A 22,153-nucleotide genomic window follows, 5' to 3' on the forward strand; every position below is an offset into this window, starting at 1 on the left:
CCCCAAGAGATCTACCCACCCCCGACGCGCTCGCAGCCCGCAGCGGCGTCCCAACCGATGCGCAAAGCGTCCCTGGCCCTGCCGACGAACCACGTCGCGTCATGGTCATGCTGAAACAGCAGCCCACCGGCAAGGACGTTGAGAGCCGCGGCATCGCTGCGGTCGACCGGGTGCTGGCTCGATGGGAAGGCAAAGAAGGCTTCAGTGTGAAGCGCAAGTTTGGCTTGCTGGTTCGAGGATTCTCGGCCACGCTGCCAGCTAACCAGATCGCTGCGCTGGCCCTCGATCCGGACGTCGCTTCGGTCAAGCCGCTGAAGACGTTCCAACCGTCTATGGAGACCGCCGCGGAACTCAGCCACTCGGTACAGGCTCGCTCCGACTTCGACGTCGACGGCCGTGGCCTCGTGGTGTCAATCATCGACACCGGCATCGACATCCACCACCAGGACATGCGTCTTGATGACGGCGTGAAGGGGAAGCTCGCCGTCACCAAGGGCTTCACGGAGAAGGTGCCCTACGGTTGGAACTTCGCCGACGAGAATAACGAGGTTCTCGACACCGCGGGCAGCGAGCACGGTATGCACGTCGCGGGCATCGTCGCGGCCAATGGTGGTGCCGACAGGGACGTCATCAAGAACGGACGCATCAGCGGCATCGCCCCGAACGCTCAGCTGCTGGCGATGAAGGTGTTCTCGAACGACGCCACCCGTCCGAGCGCCTACGAAGACGACGTGATCGCCGCCATTGAAAGCTCCGTGAAGCACGGTGCAGACATCATCAACATGTCGCTCGGCTCGCCCAACGGCACCGGCCAGGCTTCCGTGGGCGAGGCCCGCGCCATCGCCAATGCCCAGGCTGCTGGGGTCCAGGTGATCGTCGCCGCCGGAAACGAGGGCCTCAACGGCTCCCCCGACGGCACGCTCACCGATGCGATGGGCATGTTCGACAACGGCACCCACGGCAGCCCCGCGAGCGCGCCCGAGGCCCTGTCCATCGCGTCGATCAACAACACACAGTCCATCGGCAGCCAAGCTGAAGCCGTCCAGGGCAGCACCGTCGAGAAGTTCGGCTACCAGCTGCAGACAGGCACCGCCGACGGCAAGGAACACGTGCTGGTCGACGGTGGCGTCGGCAAGTCTGACGAAATTCCGGCGGAGGCGAAAGGCAACTACGTACTGATCCAGCGCGGTGAGATCGCCTTCTCAGAGAAGTTCAACAACGCGATCGCGAAGGGCGCCACAGGCGTCATCATCTTTAACAACGCAGCCGGTGGTGACAAATTCCAGGGCATGGCTGGCATCGACGACATCACGATCCCCGGCGCCTTCCTCTACCAGTCGACAGGCGAAAAGCTCAAGCAGATGATTGCCGCGGGCGAAACGAAGCTGAAGCTCACCGACGGCCGCATCGCGCTGCCCGTCGCCGACGAGCTGGCGCCGTCGTCGTTCACCTCGTGGGGAACCGGACCTGAGCTGAACTTCAAGCCGCAGCTCGCGGGCATCGGCGGTTCGGTGTACTCCACCGTCAACGACAACAAGTACAAGGACAACTCCGGCACCTCGATGGCGGCGCCTCACGTTGCCGGCGTGTTTGCACTCGGTCGTGAAGCCTACGCCAAGCGCTTCCCGGAGCTCAGCGACAGGGAACGCAACACGCTACTGCGCACGTCCTTCTCGAACACCGCGCAGGTGCTTGAGAAGGACGGTGTCCCCTACGCGCCGCGTCAGATGGGCGCCGGCCTGGTCGACACCAAGGCCGCGCTGGAGAGCAGCGTGTTCGCCACCGTCGACGGCGTACCCAACGTGCCGCTTCGCGAGCTGCGCGGAGCCAAGACGTTCACGGTGACGCTGGAGAACAAGGGTGACAAGGCGTACTCCTTCACCACTGGCGGCACCTGCGTGCTGGGCGAAACCCGCGATCCCAACGGCAACGCCACCCAGTGCTCGAAGGGCGAGACGCTCACCGCTTCGGCGAGCAGCGTGACGGTGCCTGCGAAGGGTCAGGCCACCGTCGACTTCACCATCACCCCTGCCGGCGCCGCCGACCACTGGGTCGAGGGCTGGGCGCAGCTCACCTCCTCGGACGCCAAGCAGCCGTCGCTGTCGGTGCCCTACATCGGATTCGCGGGCGATTGGAACAAGGAACCCATCGTGCAGGATCCGACGGCCGCAGAGCCGTCGGTGCTCGACCAGCTGTTCGGTGACAAGAACCCGCACTCGTCCCACATCCAGTCCAACTACCTGAAGTTCGGGGCGGTGCCCACCGAATGGATTTCCCCGAACGGCGACGGCGTGTTCGACGAGGCGCTCCCCGCCCCGATGTTCCTCCGCTCCGCTTCGTCCGTGCAGTACCAGCTTGTACGCGACGGCAAGGTCATCCGCGAGCTCGGCGAAGAGCACGGCGTGCAGCGTCGAACTTTGTCGAGAATCGCTCAGTCGGCGCTGTCCGCAGCGAGCCCGTCGTTCGGCCACAAGTGGGACGGCACCCTCTACAACTCGCAGACGGACAGGTTCGAGCCCGTTCAAGACGGTAAGTACACGCTGCGCATTCGCGCTCGGCTGTCGGACCAGTTCGACTGGCAGGTGACGGATCTCCCGCTGGGCGTCGACACTGTCGCCCCGAAGGTGGAAAGCAAGTCGTACGTCAAGAACAACGATGGTTCCATCACCTACACGCTCAAAATCTCGGATCAGGGCGCGGGCTTCAGCAAGAATCCGGTGATTGCTTACGACGGTCCCAGCGGCAAGGACTACCCCGATCCGGTATTCGACGCCGCCACCGGCGTCGCGACGATCACCATTCCTGCCGATCTCACGGGCGCGGGCCACTACGCCTCGTTCCAGGTGTTCGACGAAGCCGGCAACTCCACGCTGGAGTTCGATTTCCTGGATAACGCGACCGCGAAGATCCTCGACTCGTACCGTTTCAACGGCTCCGTCAATGAGAAGTCCGTCGACCCGATCACCGGGCAGCCGCTGATCCGGGATGGCAAGGTCACCATTGACGTGCTCGTGAGTGAGCACGCGGCTAAGGCCACCGTCAACGGCGTCGAGGTGCAGGTGCAGAACGGACGCGGCCGCGTCACGATGCCTGTGAAGCCAGGACGAAACGAGTACAAGCTCGTCGCGTACGACAAGGACGGGAAGGAACTGGCGAGCGACTCCGTGTTCCTCGTATTCGACACCAAGGCCCCCGTACTGGACATCACGGATGCCCCACTCAACAATGCAGGCCAGCTCGTCCCCGCCCAGGATGGCAGCATCACGATCAAGGGCAAGGTGAGCGACGATCTCGCCAGCGTCCGCGCCGGCGACCTGTACCTTGCGATGGGCAAGAAAGTGATGAAGGTCAACGACGACGGCACCTTCGAGATCACCTTCAAGCCTGAGAAGAATCAGGCCGTGGTGACGCTCAAGGCCACTGACGGAGTGAACATCACGACGAAGACGTTCGTCATTGCAGGGGCCAAGGTGCCCGGCGAAGCGTTGCGCATCGTGTTCGATGATCCGAGGCTCAATACCTCCAGCGAGGTGGACCCATTCGGCAAGTTTGCGTACTTCGTCGAGCCGTCGTTCCACAACCTCACGGTGCGCGACGATGGCGCTGACCTGTTGCTCAAGGGCATGTTCACCGGAAAGCCTGGCAAGTTCATCGTCGACGGCAAGGAGATCCCCGTCGGGGACGATCTGCGCTTCGAAGTGCCACTGAAGCTCGTGAACGGCATCAACTCTTTCGGCTACGAGGTGTTCGACGCGCAAGGCCACTCCGTGAAGATGAGCGGCTGGCGGTTCTTCTATGACCGCAACATGCCTGGTCACGAGCTCGTCACCACCCCGAAGATTGCACCCGATGGCGCGATCTACTTAGGCGGGCCGAAGGGCGACATCGACGTCCAGGGCTCCGTGTGGGACGACGAGTTCGGCTACGTCATGGCCATCAACGGCAACGTAGTGAAGGAGTTCGAGAACGTCTGGGATCCCGGCGCGAACGTCAACCGTCGCGACTTCGAGACGAAGGTCAACGGCGAGCACGGGCACACCATGCGCATCTCGCTGAGCGACCAGATGAGCAACGGCTTCGAGCGGGGCATCCCCCTCGTCTTCGACGACAACGCCCCCACCGTCGGCTTTAAGGGCGTCTCGAACGGCGACTTCATCACGTCGAAGCACCGGTTCACCGTGCTCGCATCGGACACGAACCTGCACACGCTGCAGGTGCTCGTCGATGGTGAGGAGTACGGTGCCCGCGTCGTCGAGGCGAAACCGCACCCGGGCGCGTACATCGTCGATTTCAAGAACGGTGAGCCGCAGCTCGATGCGAACCAGCAGGCAGCGGCTACGACTTCGACGGGCAGCGCCCAGGCCGCAAACGCCAAGTCGAAGACCCAGTCGTCGGCTCCGAGCGCCAATACGCCCGACGCGACGGCTTCCGGTGGGCGTACGCCCGTCGAGCTCACCATTGAGGTGAACGGCCTTCCAGCAGGCGAACACCTGCTGGAAGCGGTGGCCACCGACATGGCCGGAAACACCGCAGCCGAATCGGTGAGCTTCACCGTCGACGATGCTGCGCCCGTGATCGCCGGCCCGGACAAGCTGAGTGTGAATCCGGACAAGGACATCATGGAGCAGCTGCTCGCGGCCTACACCGTGACCGACGATGCCGACCCGAAGCCCACGCTCGCGGCGGACGTCAGCGGGCTGGTGCTCGGCGCACCCGTCAAGGTGGAGCTCGTCGCCACGGATGCGTCCGGCAAGATGTCGAAGCGCACGGTCGAGATCACGCTCGAGCGTCCGATGACGACGCTGAAGGGCGAGTGCGGTTCCATGACGGCGCGCTTTGAGCAAGGCGACCGCGTCGAGATCACGTGCAAGAAGCAATCTGATGGCAGCACCTTCGTGAAGGTCCGCAACGCCGGACAGACCGTCGACGGCATCGTCACCGTGAACGTCACCGGCGGCCCGGTGTACTGGCTCGATACGAAGGGGAACATCATCTCCCGCATCGCATCGACACCAGGCAAGGGCACGCTGACGTTCCAGTCGGCGTCGAAGGCGAACTACCGCATCGGCGAGCTCCCCGCTCGCGGCGATCAGCCCATCGAGGGCCACAAGCCGGGCGAACCCATCGATAAGCCAGGGTTGCCAAAGACCGGTAACTAACCGGCCTGCATGAGTGTGGGGTGGTCACGCAACGCCGTGACCACCCCACACTGTTGTTCTTCACTGTCACATTCGCGCCCATGCATGGACACAAAACCGCCACCCAAGCGAGCGCCGGCAGCGCGTCGGTGCTGAGATCAGTGCAGGATGCCGATGTCAGTGCGGTAAAAGCCATCAGCAAAGTGCACCGTCGCCAGATGCTCATACGCGGCAGCGCGCGCGGCCTCGAGGCTCGCCCCCACCCCGACGGTACCCAGCACGCGCCCCCCGTTGGCGGTGAGTGCACCGTCGGTCAAGGTGGTGCCGGCCTGGAGTACCCACGCCGAGTCGGTGTCGTCGGGCAGCTCGATGCGGCAGCCTCGCTTAGGGGTTCCCGGGTAGCCGTCCGCGGCGGACACGACGACGACCGCGGCCCCGTCTAACCACTGCAACGCAGGCTGGTCAGCGAGTTCGCCGCGAGCCGCGGCGCGCAGCACCGGCGCCAGTGGCGTCTCGAGTAAGGCGAGCACCGCCTGGGTTTCTGGGTCGCCGAAGCGCACGTTGAATTCCACGACGCGCAGCCCCTTCGTCGTCAGCGCGAGCCCGGCGTAGAGCAGCCCCACGAAGGGGGTTCCGCGCCTGGTCATCTCGTCGAGCGTTGGCTGCACCACGTCGCGCATGATGTCGTCGACGAGCCCGTCGGGCGCCCACGGCAGCGGACAGTACGCGCCCATGCCGCCGGTGTTCGGACCTTCGTCGCCGTCACCGACGCGCTTGAAATCCTGGGCGGGCAGCAGCGGAAGTGCGGTGGTGCCGTCGCAGATGGCGAACAGCGACACCTCGGGGCCGTCGAGGAAATCCTCGATCACGACGCGCTCGCAGGTGGCTGCATGTGCCAAGGCCGCATCGCGGTCGTCGGTGACGACGACGCCCTTGCCAGCAGCGAGTCCGTCGTTTTTCACGACATAGGTGGGGCCGAACACGTCCAGCGCGGCGGCGGCTTCGTCGGCGGTGGTGCACACCCGTGCGTCCGCGGTGGGGACACCGGCAGCGCGCATCACGTCCTTAGCGAAGGCCTTGGAGCCCTCCAGCTCCGCGGCTGCCTTGGAAGGGCCGAACACGTCGAAGCCGCCCTCACGCAGTGCGTCGACGACGCCTGCCACCAGCGGCGCCTCTGGGCCAACCACGACGAGATCTGCCGCGATCGTTCGCGCGAGGGCGAGCACGTCGTCGGAATTGGAAGGATCGAGTGGGTGGCAGGTGGCGAACTCCGCGAGGCCGGGGTTGCCGGGCGCAACGTGGAGCTCGCTGCCGTCGCGCACCAAGGTGCGACCCAATGCATGTTCGCGGCCGCCGGAGCCCAGCAAGAGAATCTTCACAGCCCGACCCTACCGCCGATGCGCGAGGTTCACGCCCCCCGATGCCGTTCTCGCCATTCGCGCTGCTTCTCGCGCAGCAGTTCGCGCATTTCCGGGTCTTCCATGACGAGCCGCACTGTCTGGCAGTCCTGCGGCCCGGTGCTCCCCGGCACGCACAGCGAGCAGGGGTCGCCCGGGCGAAGCGGGCACTTCGCGGTGGGACGCTTGCTCATATCGCGGCGCTCCGAGCTCAGACAAGCGGGTTGATCGAGATGGATTCCTCGCGCCCGGGGCCCACGCCGATGCCGGAGATGCGGCAGCCGATGAGCTCCTCGAGATGCCGCACGTAGGCCTGGCAGTTGGCGGGGAGCTCGTCGAAGGAACGGCAGCCGGAGATGTCCTCGCTCCAGCCGTCGACGTATTCGTAGATGGGCTTGGCGTGGTGCACCTCGGACTGCGTCACCGGGTAGTGCGGCAGGCGCTTGCCGTCCACCTCGTAAGCCACGCACACTGGAATCTTCTCCCAGCCGTCCAGGATATCGAGTTTGGTGAGGAAGACGTCGGTGAATCCGTTGATCTTGACCGACTGCTCTACCAACACGGCGTCGAACCATCCGCAGCGACGGGGACGCCCTGTCGTGGCGCCGAACTCGCCACCCTTCTCGCGCAGCTTCTCGCCGTCCTCGTCGAAGAGTTCCGTCGGGAACGGGCCCTCGCCGACGCGGGTGGTGTAGGCCTTGGCGATACCGATGGTGCGGTCGATGCGGGTGGGGCCGATGCCGCCGCCGGTGGCCGCGCCCGCCGCCGTCGGGTTCGACGACGTCACGTATGGGTAGGTGCCCTGGTCAACGTCGAGATGGTGGGCCTGGGCACCCTCGAACAGCACGACCTTGCCTTCATCGAGCGCATCGTTGATGAACCGCCCGGAATCGACGATGTAGGGCCGAATCGCTTCCGCGTGGGCGAGCAGGGCGTCGACCACTTCGTCGATGAGGATCGGGCGGCGGTTGTACACCTTGACCAGGAGCTCATTCTTCTGGTCGAGCGAGGCTTCGACCTTCTCGCGCAGGATCTTGGCGTCGAGGAGGTCTTGCACCCGGATGCCGAGGCGGTTGATCTTGTCGGAATAGCACGGCCCGATGCCGCGCCCCGTAGTGCCGATGCGGCGCTTGCCGAGAAAACGTTCGGTCACTTTGTCGAGCACCTTGTGGTACTCGGTGATGATGTGCGCGTTGGCGGAGATTAGGGGGTGCTCGAACTGGACGCCGCGTTCCCTGAGCGTCGTCAGCTCCTCGTGCAGCACGTCGAGGTCGATCACCACCCCGTTGCCGAGCACCGTCGTAGTGTTGGAGTTGAGGATGCCCGACGGCAGCAGGTGCATCACGAACTTCTCGCCGTCCACGACGAGCGTGTGGCCCGCATTGTTGCCGCCTGAATAACGCACGCAGAGGTCGACGCGGTCCCCCAACTGGTCAACCGCTTTGCCTTTCCCCTCGTCTCCCCACTGAGCTCCGACGACAACGACGCCCGGCATGCACACACTCCAATCCATGAACAGACCCAGGAATCTCACCTGGGCCGCCACCCATTCTACGTCGAAACAGCACAATCTCAGCATTCCCGGGTGCCCGGAGGCGTCGATCGGTCAATGTCGTCGTGGCTTCGCTCTCCTTCATGTCGGCGCGTTGCTACGCTATTTGCGTCAGGAAGGGCCGGCTGTGAAAAAGCTCATCAATTCGCCGAACAGTGTTGTCGATGATGCACTCCGCGGCCTTGCCGCAACTCGTCCAGATTTGCGCGTCGACAGTGAGCACCGCGTCGTGTTTCGAGCCGATAAACCCCGACGCGGCAAGGTCGCCGTCGTCTCCGGAGGGGGTGCAGGGCATGAGCCCCTGCACAGCGGCTTTGTGGGCGAAGGGATGCTGGACGCCGCCGTCGTCGGAGAGATCTTCACCGCCCCCAACCCGACGCAGATCCTCGCCGCTATCCAGGGCGTCGACACCGGCGCAGGCGTGCTGTGCCTCGTCAAGAACTACACCGGCGACGTGTTGAACTTCGAGATGGCTACCGAACTTGCGCAGACCGAGGGCATCGACGTGCGCACGGTCATCATCGCGGATGACGTCGCCGTCGAGGATTCCACCTTCACCGCTGGTCGGCGTGGCGTAGCGGGGACAGTGTTCGTGGAGAAGATTGTTGGGGCGGCTGCCGAGGCTGGCGTGCCGCTCGATGAGCTGGTGGCGCTCGCCGAGCGCGTGTGCGAGAACGTCCGCTCGATGGGCATGGCGCTCACCTCGTGCGTCACGCCCGGCGCCGGGCAGCGGACGTTCGACCTGCCAGAGGACGAAATCGAGGTGGGCATCGGCATCCATGGCGAGCCGGGTAGGCGACGTGAACCGCTGGCGGAGGCGTCGTCGATTGCCCGGAAACTTGTCGACCCCATCCTCCACGACCTCGACTTCGCCGGCCACCGCGCCGCCCTGCTCATAAACGGACTCGGCGCGACGCCGCTCATCGAGCTGCAGCTCATGGCAGGCGAGGTGCTCCCACTGTTGCGGAGAGCCGACGTGCACGTGGCCAGATGCGGCGTAGGCAACTTCGTCACGTCGCTCAACATGGCGGGTTGCTCCATCACGCTGTTGCGTGCCGACGACGAGATGCTGCGCTGGCTCGACGCGCCATCGCCGCTCATCAGCTTTTCGACGGTGCTGCCATGATCGCCGTCGGTACTGTGGCGAGGTGGCTTCGACGCTTCGATGCCCTCGTGGCCAACCACGAAGAACACCTCACTGATCTTGACTCCCACATCGGCGACGCCGACCACGGCGTAAACCTCGTTCGAGGCGTGCATGAGACCCTCAACGCGCTGGATGAGCCGACGTTGCAGGCGCAGAGCAAAGCGATCGGCATGTCGCTGCTGCGCCACGTGGGCGGCACGAGTGGCCCCCTGCTCGCGACGCTGTTTTTGCGCATGTCCGCGGCGTTCCCCGTCGATGCCGTGGAGGTGAACGAAGCACAGTTCCTTGCAGCGTTGCGAGCCGGCGTCGACGGGCTCGCGCAGCGCGGCAAGACGGAGCTCGGCGACAAAACCATGTTCGACGCGCTCACCCCCGCGATCGCCACACTCGAGCGGGAGCACACCTCCGGAACCCCGTTCCCCGAAGCGGCGGCCCGAGCCGTCGTCGCCGCGGAGCGTGGCCGGGATGCCACCGCCTGCATGGTGGCGCGCAAAGGCCGGGCTTCGTACTTGGGCCAGCGCTCCGTCGGGCACATCGACCCGGGCGCCGCGTCCGCGACGCTGCTTGTCCAAGCGTTGGCGGAGGTGATGGCGTGAGCGTCGGCATCGTCGTCGTATCCCACTCAGCCCCGCTCGCCCAGGCCGCGCTCGACCTCGCGGCCATCATGGTGCACGGCGAAATGCCGCCCGTGGCGACAGCCGCTGGGATGCCGGGCGGCTCGTTCGGCACGGATGCCGCCACCGTCATGACGGCTATTGAGGACGTGACAAGCGCTGATGGCGTCGCGGTGTTCGTCGACATGGGGTCGGCCATCATGAGCGCTGAGACCGCCATCGACTTGCTGGGTTCGCCGTACCCGGTGCGCATCGCGGCCGCCCCGATCGTCGAGGGGCTCACCGCTGGGCTGATCACGGCAGCGACGGGGGGTTCGCTCGATGCGGTGATCGACGCTGCGGAGTCGGCGCTCGATGCCAAGTGGGCTGCGCTTGGCCGAGTCCCCGTCGACGTGCTGCAGCCCGCCACCGAATCGTCGAAGGGGAACTCGGCCCAAGCGTTGCTCACCTCGCCGATCGGGTTGCACGCGCGGCCGGCGTCGAAACTGGCTGCGCTCGCGATGGGGTTCGACGCCGAGATCTTGATCGCGCGCGGCGACGGGCAGCCCGTCAACGCAAAATCGACCGTGAGCCTCATGGCGCTCGGCGCAGTGTGCGGCGACATGCTGCACGTCTACACGCAAGGCCCGCAAGCCGCAGCCGCGCAGGACGCCGTCGTGCAGTTTATCGCGAGCGGGCTCGGAGAGTAGCCGACGGTGACCATTCCGCGCCGGGGCACTAGGCTATGCCCATGACCGAGACGCATCCGAACCTGATGGCCACCGACGTGCGGGTAGAACTGCCCGTCGATCCTGCAGTGGAGGCTATCCGGGAGGCTGGCAAAGAAGGCTTCCTGGACGTCGCGGCCGCCCACCCGCAGTCGTCACTCGTGTGGGCGCTATTGGCTGAGGCGTGTCTGCGTGACGACACGCTCGCATCGTCAATCACCGCCTACGCCTACGCACGCACCGGATATCACCGCGGACTGGACGCGCTGCGTCGAAACGGCTGGAAAGGCACCGGGCACGTGCCGTGGGAGCATGCACCCAACCAAGGGTTCCTGCGGGCCCTGTGGGCGTTGAGCGTAGCCGCGGGGCGCATCGGGGAAACCGACGAGCAGGCGCGCTGCGCCCAGTTCCTGCGTGATTCCTCGGAAGAGGCGTTCCAGACACTGGCGCAGTGATTGCAGGCGACGTCGCCCTCGTCCTCGAGGGCGGCGGCATGCGCGCCGCGTGGAGCTCCGGTGTGCTCAACGTGCTGCTCGAACGCGACGTCCGCACCGGCTGGGTGGGCGGCATCTCCGCAGGCTCCACCTGCACGGTCAACTGGCTCGTCCGAGACCAGGAGCGCACCCGTCGCGCGTTCACCGACTTCGCTGCCGAACGCGATTTCGGCGGCTGGGTCTCCTGGATGCGCGGCCGCGGCTACTTCAACGCGGAGTGGATCTACGAGCGTTCCAGCCTTCCCGGTGAGGTGCTCCCTCTCGACTTCAAGGCCGTGCAAACCAATCCCGCGCCCTTCGCCGTCGGCGGCTTCCGCGCCACCGACGGTGCGATGGTGTACTGGGGCCGAGACGATATCGAGGAGCCGCTGGACCTCCTCAAACGGGTGCGGGCGTCGTCGACGATGCCGCTGCTCATGCCCTGGACGGTGATCGACGGTGAGGTCTACTGCGACGGCGCCCTCGGCCCCACCGGCGGCTACCCCATCGACGCGGCGAAGGCGGCCGGGTTCCGACGCTTCCTCGTCGTCACTACCCGCACCCGAGACTATGTGAAGGGCCCGCAGCGCGCCCGGCGAGCGATGCGGGCGGCGCTGCGACGCTACCCCGCCGTCGCCGAGGGGTTGTTCGCCCGGCCCGCCAACTACAACCGCACCCGCGAGGAGCTCTTCGACCTGGAACGCGACGGACACGCCCTCGTGCTGAGCCCGGATCGCATGCCCATCACCAACGCCGAGCGCAACGTCGCCCGTCTCACCGACGTGTATCTCCAGGGCATGACACAGACCCGACGCGACCTCCCACGGATCCTCGACTTTCTGGGCGGCTGACCTGGGGCTTGGCCCGCGCGCAGGTCAGGCCGAGCTTCGGCGAGCACCCGTTGATCGGGGCGTCTAGGCTCGAGGCATGATCTTTATCGTCGTCAAGTACCAAGTGAAGCCCGAGTCCGTCGACCAGTGGATGGACGCCGTCGCCGAGTTCACCGCCGCCACCCGCGCCGAGGAAGGCAACCTCTGGTTCGAGTGGTCGCGCTCGGTGGGAGACCCGAACGAGTTCGTACTCGTCGAGGCATTCAAGGACGGCGCCGGCGAAGCGCACGTCAGCGCCCCGCATTTCCAGGCCGGCCTCGAAGCCATGCGCCCGCATCTTGCCGCCACGCCCAAGATCGTCTCCCGCACCGTCGAGGGCGAGGGCTGGGACGAGATGGGCGAGCTGCAGGTCAGCTGACCACGTTGGCCTCGGGCGACGCGCTTTTGAAGCCGTCGCACCGTCGGGCCGACTCGTCGGTGGGCGTTCCCCGCCTAGTGCACCACACGTCGCCTTCACGGGCACGACTAGGCGGGGAAGCCCGGGCGCGCGTACACTCAGCACGGCCCAACTGTGAGGAGCGCCCATGCCCACCCGTGAAGATCTGCGAAACGTCGCCATCATCGCCCACGTCGACCACGGAAAGACCACGCTGGTCGACTCGATGCTGTGGCAGTCTGGCGCGTTCCGCGAGGGTGCCGACGTCGACGCCCGCGTGATGGACTCGATGGATCTCGAGCGCGAGAAGGGCATCACGATCCTCGCAAAGAACACGGCGATCAAACACCGTCGCCCCGACGGCACCGACGCCGTCATCAACATCATCGACACCCCGGGCCACGCCGATTTTGGCGGCGAGGTGGAACGCGGCCTGGAGATGGTCGACGGCGTGATCCTTCTCGTCGACGCGTCCGAAGGGCCTCTCCCCCAGACCCGCTTCGTGCTGCGCAAGGCGCTCGCCAAGCAGCTGCCCATCATCGTGGTGGTGAACAAGGTAGACCGCTCGGATGCGCGCATCAGCGCCGTCGTTGACGAGACCTACGACCTGTTCATGGACCTGCTTGACGACGATGCCGGCGACGCCCTCGACTTCCCCATCGTCTACGCCTCCGCGAAGGCCGGCCGGGCGTCGCTCACCCAGCCCGCTGACGGCAGCATGCCCGACTCCACGACGCTCGAACCGCTGTTCGCAACGTTGTTTGAGCACATCCCCGCCCCCACGTACGAAGAGGGTGCGACACTGCAAGCCCACGTCACGAACCTCGACGCCTCGCCCTACCTGGGACGGATTGCGCTGCTGCGCGTGGTGGGTGGCGAGCTGCGTCGCGGCCAGCAGGTGGCGTGGTGCAAGCGCGACGGCAGCGTCGAGACCGTGAAGCTCACGGAACTCCTGATGACCGAAGCCCTCGAGCGCAAGCCCGCGGAGAAGGCAGGGCCGGGCGACATCGTCGCTATCGCGGGCATCCCCGAGATCATGATCGGTGAGACCATCTCCGACCCCGAGAACCCGAAGCCGCTGCCGCTCATCCACGTCGATGAGCCGTCGATCTCCATGACGATCGGCATCAATACCTCGCCGCTGGCGGGCAAGTCGGGGAAGAACCTCACGGCCCGGCTCGTGAAGGCGCGCCTGGACCAGGAACTCATCGGCAATGTCTCCATCCGGGTGAGCAACACCGACCGCCCCGACACGTGGGAGGTGCAAGGCCGAGGAGAGCTGCAGCTGGCGATCCTCGTCGAAATGATGCGCCGCGAATCGTTCGAGCTCACCGTCGGGAAACCGCAGGTGGTCACCAAGATGATCGACGGCAAGCTGCACGAACCCACCGAGCGGCTCACCGTCGACGTGCCCGAGGAGTTCCTGGGCACCGTCACGCAGCTGATGGGGCTCAGGCGCGGGCGCATGGAGACGATGGTGAACCACGGCACAGGGTGGGTGCGGCTGGAGTTCATCGTGCCGGCGCGCGGGCTGATTGGGTTCCGCACCGAGTTCCTCACGGAAACGCGCGGCACCGGCATCATGAACCACGTAGCCGAGGGTTACGAACCCTGGCACGGCAACTTCCGCACGCGTCCGACGAGCTCGCTCGTCGCTGACCGCACCGGCGTCGTCACCTCCTACGCGCTGTTCAACCTGCAGGAGCGGGGAACGATGTTCGTCGGCCCGGGCGCCGAGGTGTACGAAGGCATGGTGGTGGGCGAAAACCCGCGCCCGGACGACATGGACGTGAACCCCACCAAGGAGAAGAAGCTCACCAACGTGCGCTCCTCCACTGGCGAAGAGCTCGAGCGGCTCGTCCCGCCGAAGCAACTGTCGTTGGAGCAGTCGCTCGAGTTCTGCGCGGCTGACGAGTGCCTCGAGGTGACGCCCGAAATCGTGCGGATCCGCAAGGTGCACCTGAGCGCCCACGAGCGCTCCAAGATCCGCAACCGCGAAAAGAAGGGCTGAGCGCCGCGCCGCTGACAGTGCCGCGCGGCCGTTTGACCGTTTTCCTCCACGCCTGCAAAAAATCGCCGAAAGCTGGGGGGTCGTCGGCTTCTAGTGGAGGATAACGGTCACTTTTCGTCGGTACCTCCCAGCGCGGTGAGCGCCTGCGCCATCGTGAGCAGCGGGCGGAGCTGGTTGTTGTTCACCCGCTGGGAGTTCGCTGACGCGGTAATCCCCAGGCGCTCCGCAGCCTGCTGGTTGTCCAGCCCCTCATACAGCGCAGAGAACGATTCCCGCGCCCCCGCGCCAAGCGCCGCGAGGTGCGCATCGATGAGTTGCGCCGCCGGCTCCACAAGCGGATTCGCGGAAGGTGTGTCGTCGCGGACGGCGGTGCGGAGGCCCCGTCGGCCGGGCTCACGCGACTGTCGCTCCACCGCCTCGATCGCTTCCCGCGCGAGCACCCAGGCGGAGCCGTCCTGGATGCCGCGTTCGGCGTCGATGATCCTCACCTCGCCCACGCCGATGCCGAAACGGAGGTCGACGTGCCCGGCCAGCAGGTTGCGAAGGGTGAGCGTAGCGGACAAGGCGTCGCCGAGAGTGGCGTAGACGCCCTGGATTTCATCGCCCACTGTGACCCGTAGCGGGTCGAGTTGGGCTATGTTGGCGTTGGTTTGGGTGATGGCATCGAGCACGTGCGCGTGGGATCGCTCGCGATTAGATGCGCGCGAGCTGACGATATCCGCCACCACCGCTGCACATGTAGAAAATACCTGTATTTGTTCCACATGAAGATACTAGCTTAACTAGGTTGGAGTGAACGTCATGCCTGTACTCCTGCAAGCACTGATCGTTGCCGGATGCGGCCTCCTGGCGGTGTTCGCAAACCCGGTGATCCGGGCGCTGCTGCGTCACATCAACCCGCCGCAACCGAACCCTGACCCGACGATCCTCGACACTTGGCAAAGGCTTCCGGGCGGTCGCTGGATCGGCATGCTGGAACGCGCCGCCACCTACGCGTGCATCGTCGCGGGCTTCCCGTCTGGTCTCGCATTTATCCTTGCCGTCAAGGGTTTGGGGCGCTACCCTGAGCTGCGCAACGGCGACGATCCCCGGCTGGGCGAGGTGTTCATCATCGGTACGTTCGCCAGCATACTGTGGGCTTGCGCGTTTGCGGGCATCGCCTACGCGCTCGTGAGGCTGTAGGCCGACGACGGCACGGGCATCTGCGAAAGTTGACCGTTATCCTCCACGAGAAGCTCGCGACCCCCTCGCTGAGGCGATTTTTTGAAGACGTGGAGGATAACGGTCATCGGCGCAGTCTCGCTGCGCGGCTGATCCCCTAGGATCTCCGCCATGCATGTTCTACCCCGCGCGGCTTACGCGGCGCTTGCCCTGTGCGCCCTGACCGGAATCATCACATCGTGGATCATCGGCTGGGAGGGCTCCTCCGGCGTCGGCGGGTTCCTCTTCGGCCTCGTGGTGACGCCATTCACGCAGCTCAGGTTCTTCACATTCATGTCGAACCTGCTGGTCGCCATATCTGCACTTGACTTGGTGTTCCGCCGCGACTGGGCGCGAAGCTGGCACGTCATCCGCATCACGGCCACCGTCTGCATCGCGATCACCGGCATCGTGTTCAACCTGCTGCTCGATACCGGCGGGCACGCGGGACTCCCTGGCATCAACAACTTCTTCGTGCATATTCTGACACCCATCCTCACCCCCATTGTGTGGCTGCTGTTCGGGCCCCGGCACACCACCTGGCGCCGCATCGGCTGGGCCACGATCATCCCCATCGTGTGGCTGGTGGTGACGCTCGTCCGCGGCGCCATCGTGCACTGGTACCCGTACACCATCCTCGACGTCGACACCCTCGGCGCCGAGGTGAGCCTCTACATCGTGGCGATCCTCGTGTTCTTCTTCGTCTTCGCCGCCGCGATGTGGCTGGTGGACGCGTGGCGTCGTCGGCGCGCCCCGAGGCCCGTCGCAGATTCGCCGGCCACCGCGGTGCTCCCCCTAGACTGAGCCCCACGCCCACGTCGTCGCACACGCCCTCCGATGCTCTCCTCGCCGCGCTGGGTGGGACGAGCACGCCCTTCGCGGCTGTCGACGTGGCCGCGTTCGAGCACAACGCCGCCTAGATGCACGCCCGCGCGCAGGATCTCCTCATCCGGATGGCGTCGAAGCCGCTGCTCTCGGTGGCTGCCATCCGGCACGCGCTCTCCCTCAAGGATTACGCCGGCGTGCTGGCCTACTCGCTGCCGGAGGCCATCGCGCTGGCCCGCGAGGTATCGAGGACATCGTCGTCCCCTACCCCACCGTGCACCGCGAGGCACTGGCCGAGTTCGGTACCGACGAGCGGCTCGCCTCGCAGATCACCCTCATGGTGGACTCCGTGGCGTACCTCGACCTCATCGACGACGTCCTGCCCGTCCGCGCCGGCAAGGTGCGCATGTGCATCGGCGTCGATGCGTCATACAAGGTACGACGGCTATTCAGCTGTTCATCGGTGCCCGACGCTCCCCGCTGCACGAACGCGACGACGTGCTCGAGCTGGTCCGCGCCGTGCAGTGCCGCGCCTGCATGCGTCTCGTCGGCCTCATGGTCTACGAGACGCAGATCGCCTCCATCGGGGAAGCCGAGGGCGTCGTGGCGCACTGGGACACCTACCGTGGAAGGGGCTGGACATTCCGATGAGCTTCACCAACTAGTCCGGGGCGGTCACCGCCTCCCCCATCGTGCTCCATCGCCCGCGCACCGTGGACGAGGTGGCCTCGATCGTCGCCGGTCTCTACCCCCACCGGGGCGAGTTCACCGCCCTGCCCGACCGCCTGGACCCCGGCCGGAGGTGCTCGTCGCCCTAGCCGGTGCTGGGCTGACGTCGAGCGGCGTGTTGCGCTTGCAAGCCCGAGATGAGCCATGCGGCGGATACGCTAAGGGCATGGCGCAACGTCATTTGACAGGATCTGGCTCCCGGGTGAAGTTCGCGCCCAGCTCACTCAGACGCATGGCCGCTGACCATGTCGAGCGATGCACGACCGCGTCGTCAGCGGCAGCGCAGGCGCTCGGTGGAGCGACCTCCTTCCCCTTGCCTCCGATGGCGAGTGAATTGCAATCATCGATCGAATCGCTGCTCAGCGAACTGATATCAACCACCAAGCTTCTCGACGAGATGACCGAGTCGTTCCGCCAGCGCGCGGAGGCGACGGCAACAGAGTACGAGACAGTGGAGAGCCGCCACGCCGGACTGATCAACACGACGTTGGGGGCACTATGAGCACCATTTGCGCAACGATCTCGCAACAGACCATCCGGGACGCCGACACGGTCTTGGGCAAGTTGGGCATGAGCTTCAGGGTGAGCGAGGCGATCGAGCGCATCGATTTCGATCCCGCCCCAGCGCATGCTTCCGTGGATCGGCTCATTGATGCTGCAGAGGCGATCAAGTCGGGCAAGCCCCTCGATTGCGCCCAACTCTTCGGAGAGTGGCGGGGTGAGGCAGCCGAAGCAGCCTGCAACTACGCTGAATGTCAGCGACCCTTCTGGGAGCAGGTCGCTGATTTCCTCCTCTGGCTCGCCGAGAACATCCTGCAGATCCTTGACTACATCGTGGACGCCGTCCGCTGGCTGGCCACTTGGGTCGCCTGGATCGCAACGGTCGCGGCGATGTTCATCTTCGTCGTCGACATCATCGCATTGGTGGTCACAGGAGGAGCCGGCTCGGTAATTGCCATCCTTGAGGCGCCGGTGTTCGCGTTCCTGGGCAATGTCACGCTCGTGGCCGGAGCCCTCTCATTCCTGCTGTATCTCATCAATCTGGGCATCGAATGGCTGGAGACTCTCGTGCGCGATCAGCGTGCCAAGTTCTGTGGCCAAGGCCTCCCGAGCCTCCCGGATTGGGATCCCGAGTACTACCCCCCCTGTAATCCCCTCCGGGGAAGGAGCGTGACACCTTTATGTCGGACTTCGAACGGATTCTCCAAAAACTGGCCACCGGGCCTGGCCCCGCGTCGGAACAGCACACCGCGTACGACGATGACAACGTGGTGACGATGCGTTCCGGGCCTGAGAACATCGTCTCCCTCAACACCATGGCAGGGGTGGATGAGACTGCTCGGGCCAGGTTGGAGCGCTCGTTGACGCAGGCTCTGCAGCGGCTGCTCAAACAGGACAGTCCCTTTGCCCGGACGCTCATCAACGAGATCCAGCCGATGATGGGTCTGGATGAGTTCCAAGCGCGAATGCACGCCCAGGCCGAGGAGTGGCAGGCGCGAAGCGATGCGCTCAAAGCACGCCTCCACCGGGTACGGGGCGCTTCGGAATGATCCAAGCACGCTACTCCCGGGCTTGGTGGCTCGGCATGGCAAGCATCGGAATTACCTGCATCGCCCTACCTGCAACAATCGTCGCGCTCTCCGATTCGTTCACCTGGGGCGGCTTCGTCACAGTCCTCGTGGTGTGCCAATGGGGCGCCTTCGGTGTCATGTTCTTGGCAAGAAGTCGGACGACGGTGTTCGTGTCATCGCGGGGTCTGGAGACCAAGGGGCTGGGCGCTTGGCGTTTGCAGTGGCACGAGCTCTCCGAGGTTCGTCGCCGCGAGCACCGTGTCCTCTTGGCCCCCAAGCCTGAAGCACTTCGCCGGGTGTCCGTGCGCAATGCGGCAAGCTGGAGCAGATGGTTCTCATCCGGTGGGGGGCCCACGAACGTCATCACCTTACCTGTCACGACGCTCTCATCCTCCGCCAGGGCAGCAATCGAGGAGCACCTCACACACTGAGCATCCCTTCGGGGCTGATGCTCGGGTCCGGCCGGGCACGCGATGTCGGACCCGGGCCCTCGGCTCTCAAGCGTGCGCCACGCACCTGGGCTCGCACGTCCGACAGGCCACCATCTGCTCGGTGCACGAGACGTCCGCGCAGTCGCCGACGTGCTTGGTCGGCTTGCCGCACACCGAACACACACCGACGACGGCGGCCCCCTCGTCGAAATCGACGACGCCGCGGCGGTCGAATACGTAGAGCGAGCCTTCCCAGAGTCCGTCGTTACCGAACTCTTCTCCGTAGCGCACGATGCCTCCGTCGAGCTGGTACACCTCTTCGAAGCCGCGGTGTTTCATGAGCGACGAGAGCACCTCGCATCGGATTCCGCCGGTGCAGTAGGTGACGACGGGTTTGTCTTTGAGGTGGTCGTACTTGCCGGAGTCCAGCTCTCCGACGAAGTCGCGGGTGGTGGTGACGTCGGGGATGATCGCGTTCTTGAAGCGCCCCACGCCGGCCTCGTAGGTGTTGCGGCCGTCGAAGAAGACGGTATCAGGCTTGGCTTCGACGAGTTCGTGCAGCTCGTGCGGCTTCAGATGGATCCCGCCGTCGACGACGCCTTGTTCGTCGACGCGAATCTCGTCGGGCACGCCGAAGGTGACGATCTCGGCGCGCGCTTTGACGCTGAGGCGGGGGAAATCGTCGGCGCTGCCGTCGGACCATTTGATGTCGGTGCCTTTGAATCCGGGGTAGTCACGCAGGAGGCGTACGTAGCGTTTCAGTGCGTCGAGGTCACCGCCGAGCGTGCCGTTGATGCCGTGTGGGGAGACGATGACGCGCCCGCGCAGGCCTAGCGAGCCGGCGAGCGCGAGCTGCCAATGCTTGATCGCCTCCGGGTCCGGCAGCGGCGTGAATTTGTAGAACAAGATGACCTTCTGCACGAGGCGATCATCCCACTGGTGGCTAGTCGGTGTCTTCGCGGCCCTCGTGAACCGGGTGTGATTTGTCGGCGTGGTTGTGGCGGCCGCGCGTGACGATGAGCGGGTCGGTCGGCTTGATCTTCGACGGGTCCTTGCCGTCGTAGTCGTGGAGGTCCAGGAAGAGGCGCATCGCGTTCAGGCGGGCGCGCTTCTTGTCGTTGGATTTGATGCGATACCACGGTGCCAGCACGGTGTCGGTGTGTTTCAGCATGGCCGACTTTGCGGCGGTGTAGTCGTCCCAGCGGCCTAGCGATTCGAGGTCCATCGGGGACAGCTTCCACTGGCGAACCGGGTCGATCTGGCGGATGGCGAAGCGAGTGCGCTGCTCGCGCTGGGTGACCGAGAACCAGAGCTTCGTCACAGTGATGCCTGATTCGATCAGCATCTCTTCAAAGATGGGCGCCTGGTGGATGAAGATGTTGTACTCATCATCGGTACAAAACCCCATCACGCGCTCCACTCCGGCACGGTTGTACCAGGATCGGTCAAACAGCACGATCTCACCGGAGGTCGGGAGGTGTTCGACGTAGCGCTGGAAGTACCACTGGCCTTGCTCGCGCTCGGTGGGCTTGTTGAGCGCAACGACACGAGCCGTGCGGGGGTTGAGGTGCTCGGTGAAGCGTTTGATCGCGCCGCCTTTGCCCGCTGCGTCGCGACCTTCGAAAATGATGATGTGTTTGGTGCCGTGATCTTGCGCCGAATACTGGAACTTCAGCAGCTCAATTTGGAGCTCTCGTTTTTCCTTCTCGTACTCGGTTCTGCCGAGCAGATCGTCGTACGGGTAGCGGTCGCGCCAGGTTTCCACGGCGTTGCCCAGGGGGTCGATCAGGTAGGGGTCTTCCCCGTGCACATCGGCGACGGTGTACCCCTCGTCACGCATCTGGTCGATGTATTCGCGCAGGTTTTGGTTACGGCTCATGGCTCCTAGTTCATCACCTTCTGTTGAGCGGCAGGTGAACTTTGGCGGTTCTGCCGCAGGTGTCACCGTGTTCGCTGTTGGCTGCAACGTGAGGTATTGAATCTGTGGCGATCGTTGGCAAGGATCGAGATATGGCAGACATCACGTTCAAGGATTCCCCCGTCACCACTATTGGTGAGCTCCCCACTGTGGGCTCGAAGGCTCCTAGCTTCGATCTCGTCGGTTCGGATCTCTCCCCCGTCACGCTGGCTGACTTCGCCGGCAAGAAGATCGTGCTCAACATCTTCCCGTCGCTGGACACCGGCGTGTGCGCCAAGAGCGTCCGCACCTTCAACGAGAAGGCAGCCGGTCTGGAAGGCACCGTCGTGCTCAACGTGTCGATGGATCTCCCCTTTGCGCAGGCCCGTTTCTGCGGCGCCGAAGGCATTGAGAACGCCATTGTCGCGTCGGGCTTCCGCTCAAGCTTCGGCTCCGACTACGGCGTCACCTTCACCAGCGGCCCGCTCGAGGGGCTCTTCTCGCGCTCGGTCGTTGTCATCGACGGCGACGGCACCGTCGCGTACACCCAGCAGGTGGCAGAAACCACTAACGAGCCGGACTACGACGCAGCCCTCGCTGCGCTCTGAGTTCAGACTGCACCTATTCTGGTGGGCCAGCCTCTTCGCTTCGCGGAAGGGGTTGGCCCACCGGTTTTTGTCAGGGGGGGGTCGCTACACAGTACGGGGCGTAGGAGCCATTTCGCCGTATCGAACCGGTTCAGCGATCCCCCGCGCAAAGAGTGGATTCTTGTTCAGGATTGGTTCAACGGTGTCTTGTAACCAGGTGCCCGAGATTCCAGAACGGGTAGCAACGTCATCGAGTGCGACAAGGATTTTGTATATTGAATGGTCCGAGAAGTTTCGATAACGCTGCTTGACTCGTCTGGCGGTCTTGGGCTGCAGGCCTGGAACGTCAAGCACCCGGTGATTCCACAATTGAGCACAATGAGCTACCCGGTTGCGCAAGTAGACGAATGATTTCACCTGCCCGGGCAGGAGCCTACGAGAGGTACTCATCGACTCGGCAATGTCATCTAACACGCCAGAGTCTTTGGAAGCCTCTATGAGGCGGGATAGGCTGCCAAATGAAAACGCCTCTACCGCAACCCAAATCGGCATACGGTTATACGCCTCAGGCTTGTAAATATTGCCTTGCTTAATGTCGTCGCGGTAGT

The 22,153-nt window shown here is 64.8% G+C and carries 23 protein-coding genes; 16 read left to right on the forward strand and 7 right to left on the reverse strand.

Translation table 11 applies throughout. The features are described from left to right. Nucleotides 1-107: 107 nt before the first annotated feature. Nucleotides 108-5,159: a S8 family serine peptidase gene (locus Q0X61_RS08710; protein WP_297742145.1), complete on the forward strand. Its 5,052-nt coding sequence runs from the start codon at nucleotides 108-110 to the stop codon at nucleotides 5,157-5,159. A 137-nt stretch (nucleotides 5,160-5,296) separates the two neighbouring features. On the opposite strand, the gene purD is transcribed toward Q0X61_RS08710, so the two are convergent. From purD to Q0X61_RS08725, 3 genes are read right to left on the reverse strand one after another with little or no spacing between them, the layout of a single operon-like run. Continuing rightward, on the reverse strand, nucleotides 5,297-6,517 hold the full coding sequence (purD, locus tag Q0X61_RS08715) for a phosphoribosylamine--glycine ligase (RefSeq protein ID WP_297742146.1): 1,221 nt from the start codon (nucleotides 6,515-6,517) through the stop codon (nucleotides 5,297-5,299). A 29-nt stretch (nucleotides 6,518-6,546) separates the two neighbouring features. Further along, nucleotides 6,547-6,729: a DUF6767 domain-containing protein gene (locus Q0X61_RS08720; protein ID WP_297742147.1), complete on the reverse strand. Its 183-nt coding sequence runs from the start codon at nucleotides 6,727-6,729 to the stop codon at nucleotides 6,547-6,549. A gap of 17 nt (nucleotides 6,730-6,746) precedes the next feature. Next, on the reverse strand, nucleotides 6,747-8,030 hold the full coding sequence (locus tag Q0X61_RS08725; protein ID WP_297742166.1) for an adenylosuccinate synthase: 1,284 nt from the start codon (nucleotides 8,028-8,030) through the stop codon (nucleotides 6,747-6,749). 184 nt (nucleotides 8,031-8,214) lie between these two features. On the opposite strand from Q0X61_RS08725, the gene dhaK reads away from it, so the two are divergent. The 7 genes from dhaK to typA all read left to right on the forward strand — a co-directional run bounded on the left by dhaK (nucleotide 8,215) and on the right by typA (nucleotide 14,305). Further along, a complete protein-coding gene (gene dhaK / locus Q0X61_RS08730; RefSeq protein WP_297742167.1) occupies nucleotides 8,215-9,213 on the forward strand; it encodes a dihydroxyacetone kinase subunit DhaK in 999 nt (332 codons plus the stop codon). Next, a complete protein-coding gene (gene dhaL / locus Q0X61_RS08735; RefSeq protein ID WP_297742148.1) occupies nucleotides 9,210-9,830 on the forward strand; it encodes a dihydroxyacetone kinase subunit DhaL in 621 nt (206 codons plus the stop codon). Before dhaK ends, dhaL begins: the two co-directional genes overlap by 4 nt. After that, nucleotides 9,827-10,537: a dihydroxyacetone kinase phosphoryl donor subunit DhaM gene (dhaM, locus tag Q0X61_RS08740; RefSeq protein ID WP_297742149.1), complete on the forward strand. Its 711-nt coding sequence runs from the start codon at nucleotides 9,827-9,829 to the stop codon at nucleotides 10,535-10,537. The genes dhaL and dhaM overlap by 4 nt, the downstream gene beginning before the upstream one ends. A gap of 41 nt (nucleotides 10,538-10,578) precedes the next feature. After that, nucleotides 10,579-11,010: a DUF3151 domain-containing protein gene (locus Q0X61_RS08745; RefSeq protein ID WP_297742150.1), complete on the forward strand. Its 432-nt coding sequence runs from the start codon at nucleotides 10,579-10,581 to the stop codon at nucleotides 11,008-11,010. Next, entirely contained in the window at nucleotides 11,007-11,879 is an 873-nt protein-coding gene (locus tag Q0X61_RS08750) for a patatin family protein (protein WP_297742151.1), read from the forward strand. Before Q0X61_RS08745 ends, Q0X61_RS08750 begins: the two co-directional genes overlap by 4 nt. A 76-nt stretch (nucleotides 11,880-11,955) precedes the next feature. Further along, the gene (locus tag Q0X61_RS08755; protein WP_297742152.1) at nucleotides 11,956-12,276 is read left to right on the forward strand and encodes a putative quinol monooxygenase; all 321 of its coding nucleotides are present in this window, start codon (nucleotides 11,956-11,958) and stop codon (nucleotides 12,274-12,276) included. Between the two features lie 166 nt (nucleotides 12,277-12,442). After that, a complete protein-coding gene (gene typA, locus Q0X61_RS08760; RefSeq protein ID WP_297742153.1) occupies nucleotides 12,443-14,305 on the forward strand; it encodes a translational GTPase TypA in 1,863 nt (620 codons plus the stop codon). A 107-nt stretch (nucleotides 14,306-14,412) separates the two neighbouring features. On the opposite strand, the gene Q0X61_RS08765 is transcribed toward typA, so the two are convergent. Continuing rightward, nucleotides 14,413-15,069 carry a SatD family protein gene (locus Q0X61_RS08765; protein WP_297742154.1) on the reverse strand — a complete coding sequence of 219 codons (657 nt, stop codon included), beginning with the start codon at nucleotides 15,067-15,069 and terminating at the stop codon, nucleotides 14,413-14,415. A gap of 37 nt (nucleotides 15,070-15,106) precedes the next feature. Between Q0X61_RS08765 and Q0X61_RS08770 the strand changes: the two genes are divergently transcribed. From Q0X61_RS08770 to Q0X61_RS08800, 7 genes are all read left to right on the forward strand, one after another. Then, nucleotides 15,107-15,487, forward strand: coding sequence for a hypothetical protein (locus Q0X61_RS08770; protein ID WP_297742155.1), 381 nt, complete (start codon nucleotides 15,107-15,109; stop codon nucleotides 15,485-15,487). Between the two features lie 150 nt (nucleotides 15,488-15,637). Next, nucleotides 15,638-16,309 carry a Pr6Pr family membrane protein gene (locus Q0X61_RS08775; protein WP_297742156.1) on the forward strand — a complete coding sequence of 224 codons (672 nt, stop codon included), beginning with the start codon at nucleotides 15,638-15,640 and terminating at the stop codon, nucleotides 16,307-16,309. 429 nt (nucleotides 16,310-16,738) lie between these two features. Continuing rightward, a complete protein-coding gene (locus tag Q0X61_RS08780) occupies nucleotides 16,739-16,981 on the forward strand; it encodes a hypothetical protein (RefSeq protein WP_297742157.1) in 243 nt (80 codons plus the stop codon). A gap of 244 nt (nucleotides 16,982-17,225) precedes the next feature. Continuing rightward, entirely contained in the window at nucleotides 17,226-17,561 is a 336-nt protein-coding gene (locus Q0X61_RS08785) for a hypothetical protein (protein ID WP_297742158.1), read from the forward strand. Next, a complete protein-coding gene (locus Q0X61_RS08790; RefSeq protein WP_297742159.1) occupies nucleotides 17,558-18,334 on the forward strand; it encodes a hypothetical protein in 777 nt (258 codons plus the stop codon). Before Q0X61_RS08785 ends, Q0X61_RS08790 begins: the two co-directional genes overlap by 4 nt. Before the next feature lie 2 nt (nucleotides 18,335-18,336). Then, nucleotides 18,337-18,609, forward strand: a complete 273-nt coding sequence (locus tag Q0X61_RS08795; RefSeq protein WP_297742160.1) for a hypothetical protein — start codon at nucleotides 18,337-18,339, stop codon at nucleotides 18,607-18,609. 35 nt (nucleotides 18,610-18,644) lie between these two features. Further along, nucleotides 18,645-19,061, forward strand: coding sequence for a hypothetical protein (locus tag Q0X61_RS08800; RefSeq protein ID WP_297742161.1), 417 nt, complete (start codon nucleotides 18,645-18,647; stop codon nucleotides 19,059-19,061). Nucleotides 19,062-19,127: 66 nt separating this feature from the next. On the opposite strand, the gene Q0X61_RS08805 is transcribed toward Q0X61_RS08800, so the two are convergent. Both Q0X61_RS08805 and ppk2 read right to left on the reverse strand, forming a co-directional pair. Beyond that, the gene (locus Q0X61_RS08805; protein ID WP_297742162.1) at nucleotides 19,128-19,982 is read right to left on the reverse strand and encodes a rhodanese-related sulfurtransferase; all 855 of its coding nucleotides are present in this window, start codon (nucleotides 19,980-19,982) and stop codon (nucleotides 19,128-19,130) included. 22 nt (nucleotides 19,983-20,004) lie between these two features. Then, nucleotides 20,005-20,940, reverse strand: a complete 936-nt coding sequence (gene ppk2, locus Q0X61_RS08810) for a polyphosphate kinase 2 (RefSeq protein ID WP_297742163.1) — start codon at nucleotides 20,938-20,940, stop codon at nucleotides 20,005-20,007. A 131-nt stretch (nucleotides 20,941-21,071) separates the two neighbouring features. Here ppk2 and tpx point away from each other — a divergent pair, with 131 nt between their 5' ends. Then, nucleotides 21,072-21,566, forward strand: a complete 495-nt coding sequence (tpx, locus tag Q0X61_RS08815) for a thiol peroxidase (RefSeq protein ID WP_297742164.1) — start codon at nucleotides 21,072-21,074, stop codon at nucleotides 21,564-21,566. Between the two features lie 84 nt (nucleotides 21,567-21,650). Here the strand turns inward: tpx and Q0X61_RS08820 are convergent. Then, the coding region (locus Q0X61_RS08820) for an Abi family protein (protein ID WP_297742165.1) at nucleotides 21,651-22,153 on the reverse strand (503 nt) is incomplete at its 5' end.

Origin of the sequence: uncultured Tessaracoccus sp., from assembly GCF_947255005.1 — a bacterium.
Classification (GTDB): Bacteria; Actinomycetota; Actinomycetes; order Propionibacteriales; family Propionibacteriaceae; genus Arachnia.

Coding starts and splice junctions, on each gene's coding strand:
- Q0X61_RS08800 (WP_297742161.1), top strand. CDS start 18,645: ATGGCAAGCATCGGAATTACCTGCATCGCCCTACCTGCAACAATCGTC.
- Q0X61_RS08790 (WP_297742159.1), top strand. CDS start 17,558: ATGAGCACCATTTGCGCAACGATCTCGCAACAGACCATCCGGGACGCC.
- dhaL (WP_297742148.1), top strand. CDS start 9,210: ATGATCGCCGTCGGTACTGTGGCGAGGTGGCTTCGACGCTTCGATGCC.
- Q0X61_RS08720 (WP_297742147.1), bottom strand. CDS start 6,729: ATGAGCAAGCGTCCCACCGCGAAGTGCCCGCTTCGCCCGGGCGACCCC.
- Q0X61_RS08770 (WP_297742155.1), top strand. CDS start 15,107: ATGCCTGTACTCCTGCAAGCACTGATCGTTGCCGGATGCGGCCTCCTG.
- Q0X61_RS08745 (WP_297742150.1), top strand. CDS start 10,579: ATGACCGAGACGCATCCGAACCTGATGGCCACCGACGTGCGGGTAGAA.
- typA (WP_297742153.1), top strand. CDS start 12,443: ATGCCCACCCGTGAAGATCTGCGAAACGTCGCCATCATCGCCCACGTC.
- Q0X61_RS08775 (WP_297742156.1), top strand. CDS start 15,638: ATGCATGTTCTACCCCGCGCGGCTTACGCGGCGCTTGCCCTGTGCGCC.
- tpx (WP_297742164.1), top strand. CDS start 21,072: ATGGCAGACATCACGTTCAAGGATTCCCCCGTCACCACTATTGGTGAG.
- ppk2 (WP_297742163.1), bottom strand. CDS start 20,940: ATGAGCCGTAACCAAAACCTGCGCGAATACATCGACCAGATGCGTGAC.
- Q0X61_RS08755 (WP_297742152.1), top strand. CDS start 11,956: ATGATCTTTATCGTCGTCAAGTACCAAGTGAAGCCCGAGTCCGTCGAC.
- Q0X61_RS08710 (WP_297742145.1), top strand. CDS start 108: ATGCTGAAACAGCAGCCCACCGGCAAGGACGTTGAGAGCCGCGGCATC.
- Q0X61_RS08785 (WP_297742158.1), top strand. CDS start 17,226: ATGGCGCAACGTCATTTGACAGGATCTGGCTCCCGGGTGAAGTTCGCG.
- Q0X61_RS08725 (WP_297742166.1), bottom strand. CDS start 8,030: ATGCCGGGCGTCGTTGTCGTCGGAGCTCAGTGGGGAGACGAGGGGAAA.
- Q0X61_RS08795 (WP_297742160.1), top strand. CDS start 18,337: ATGCGTTCCGGGCCTGAGAACATCGTCTCCCTCAACACCATGGCAGGG.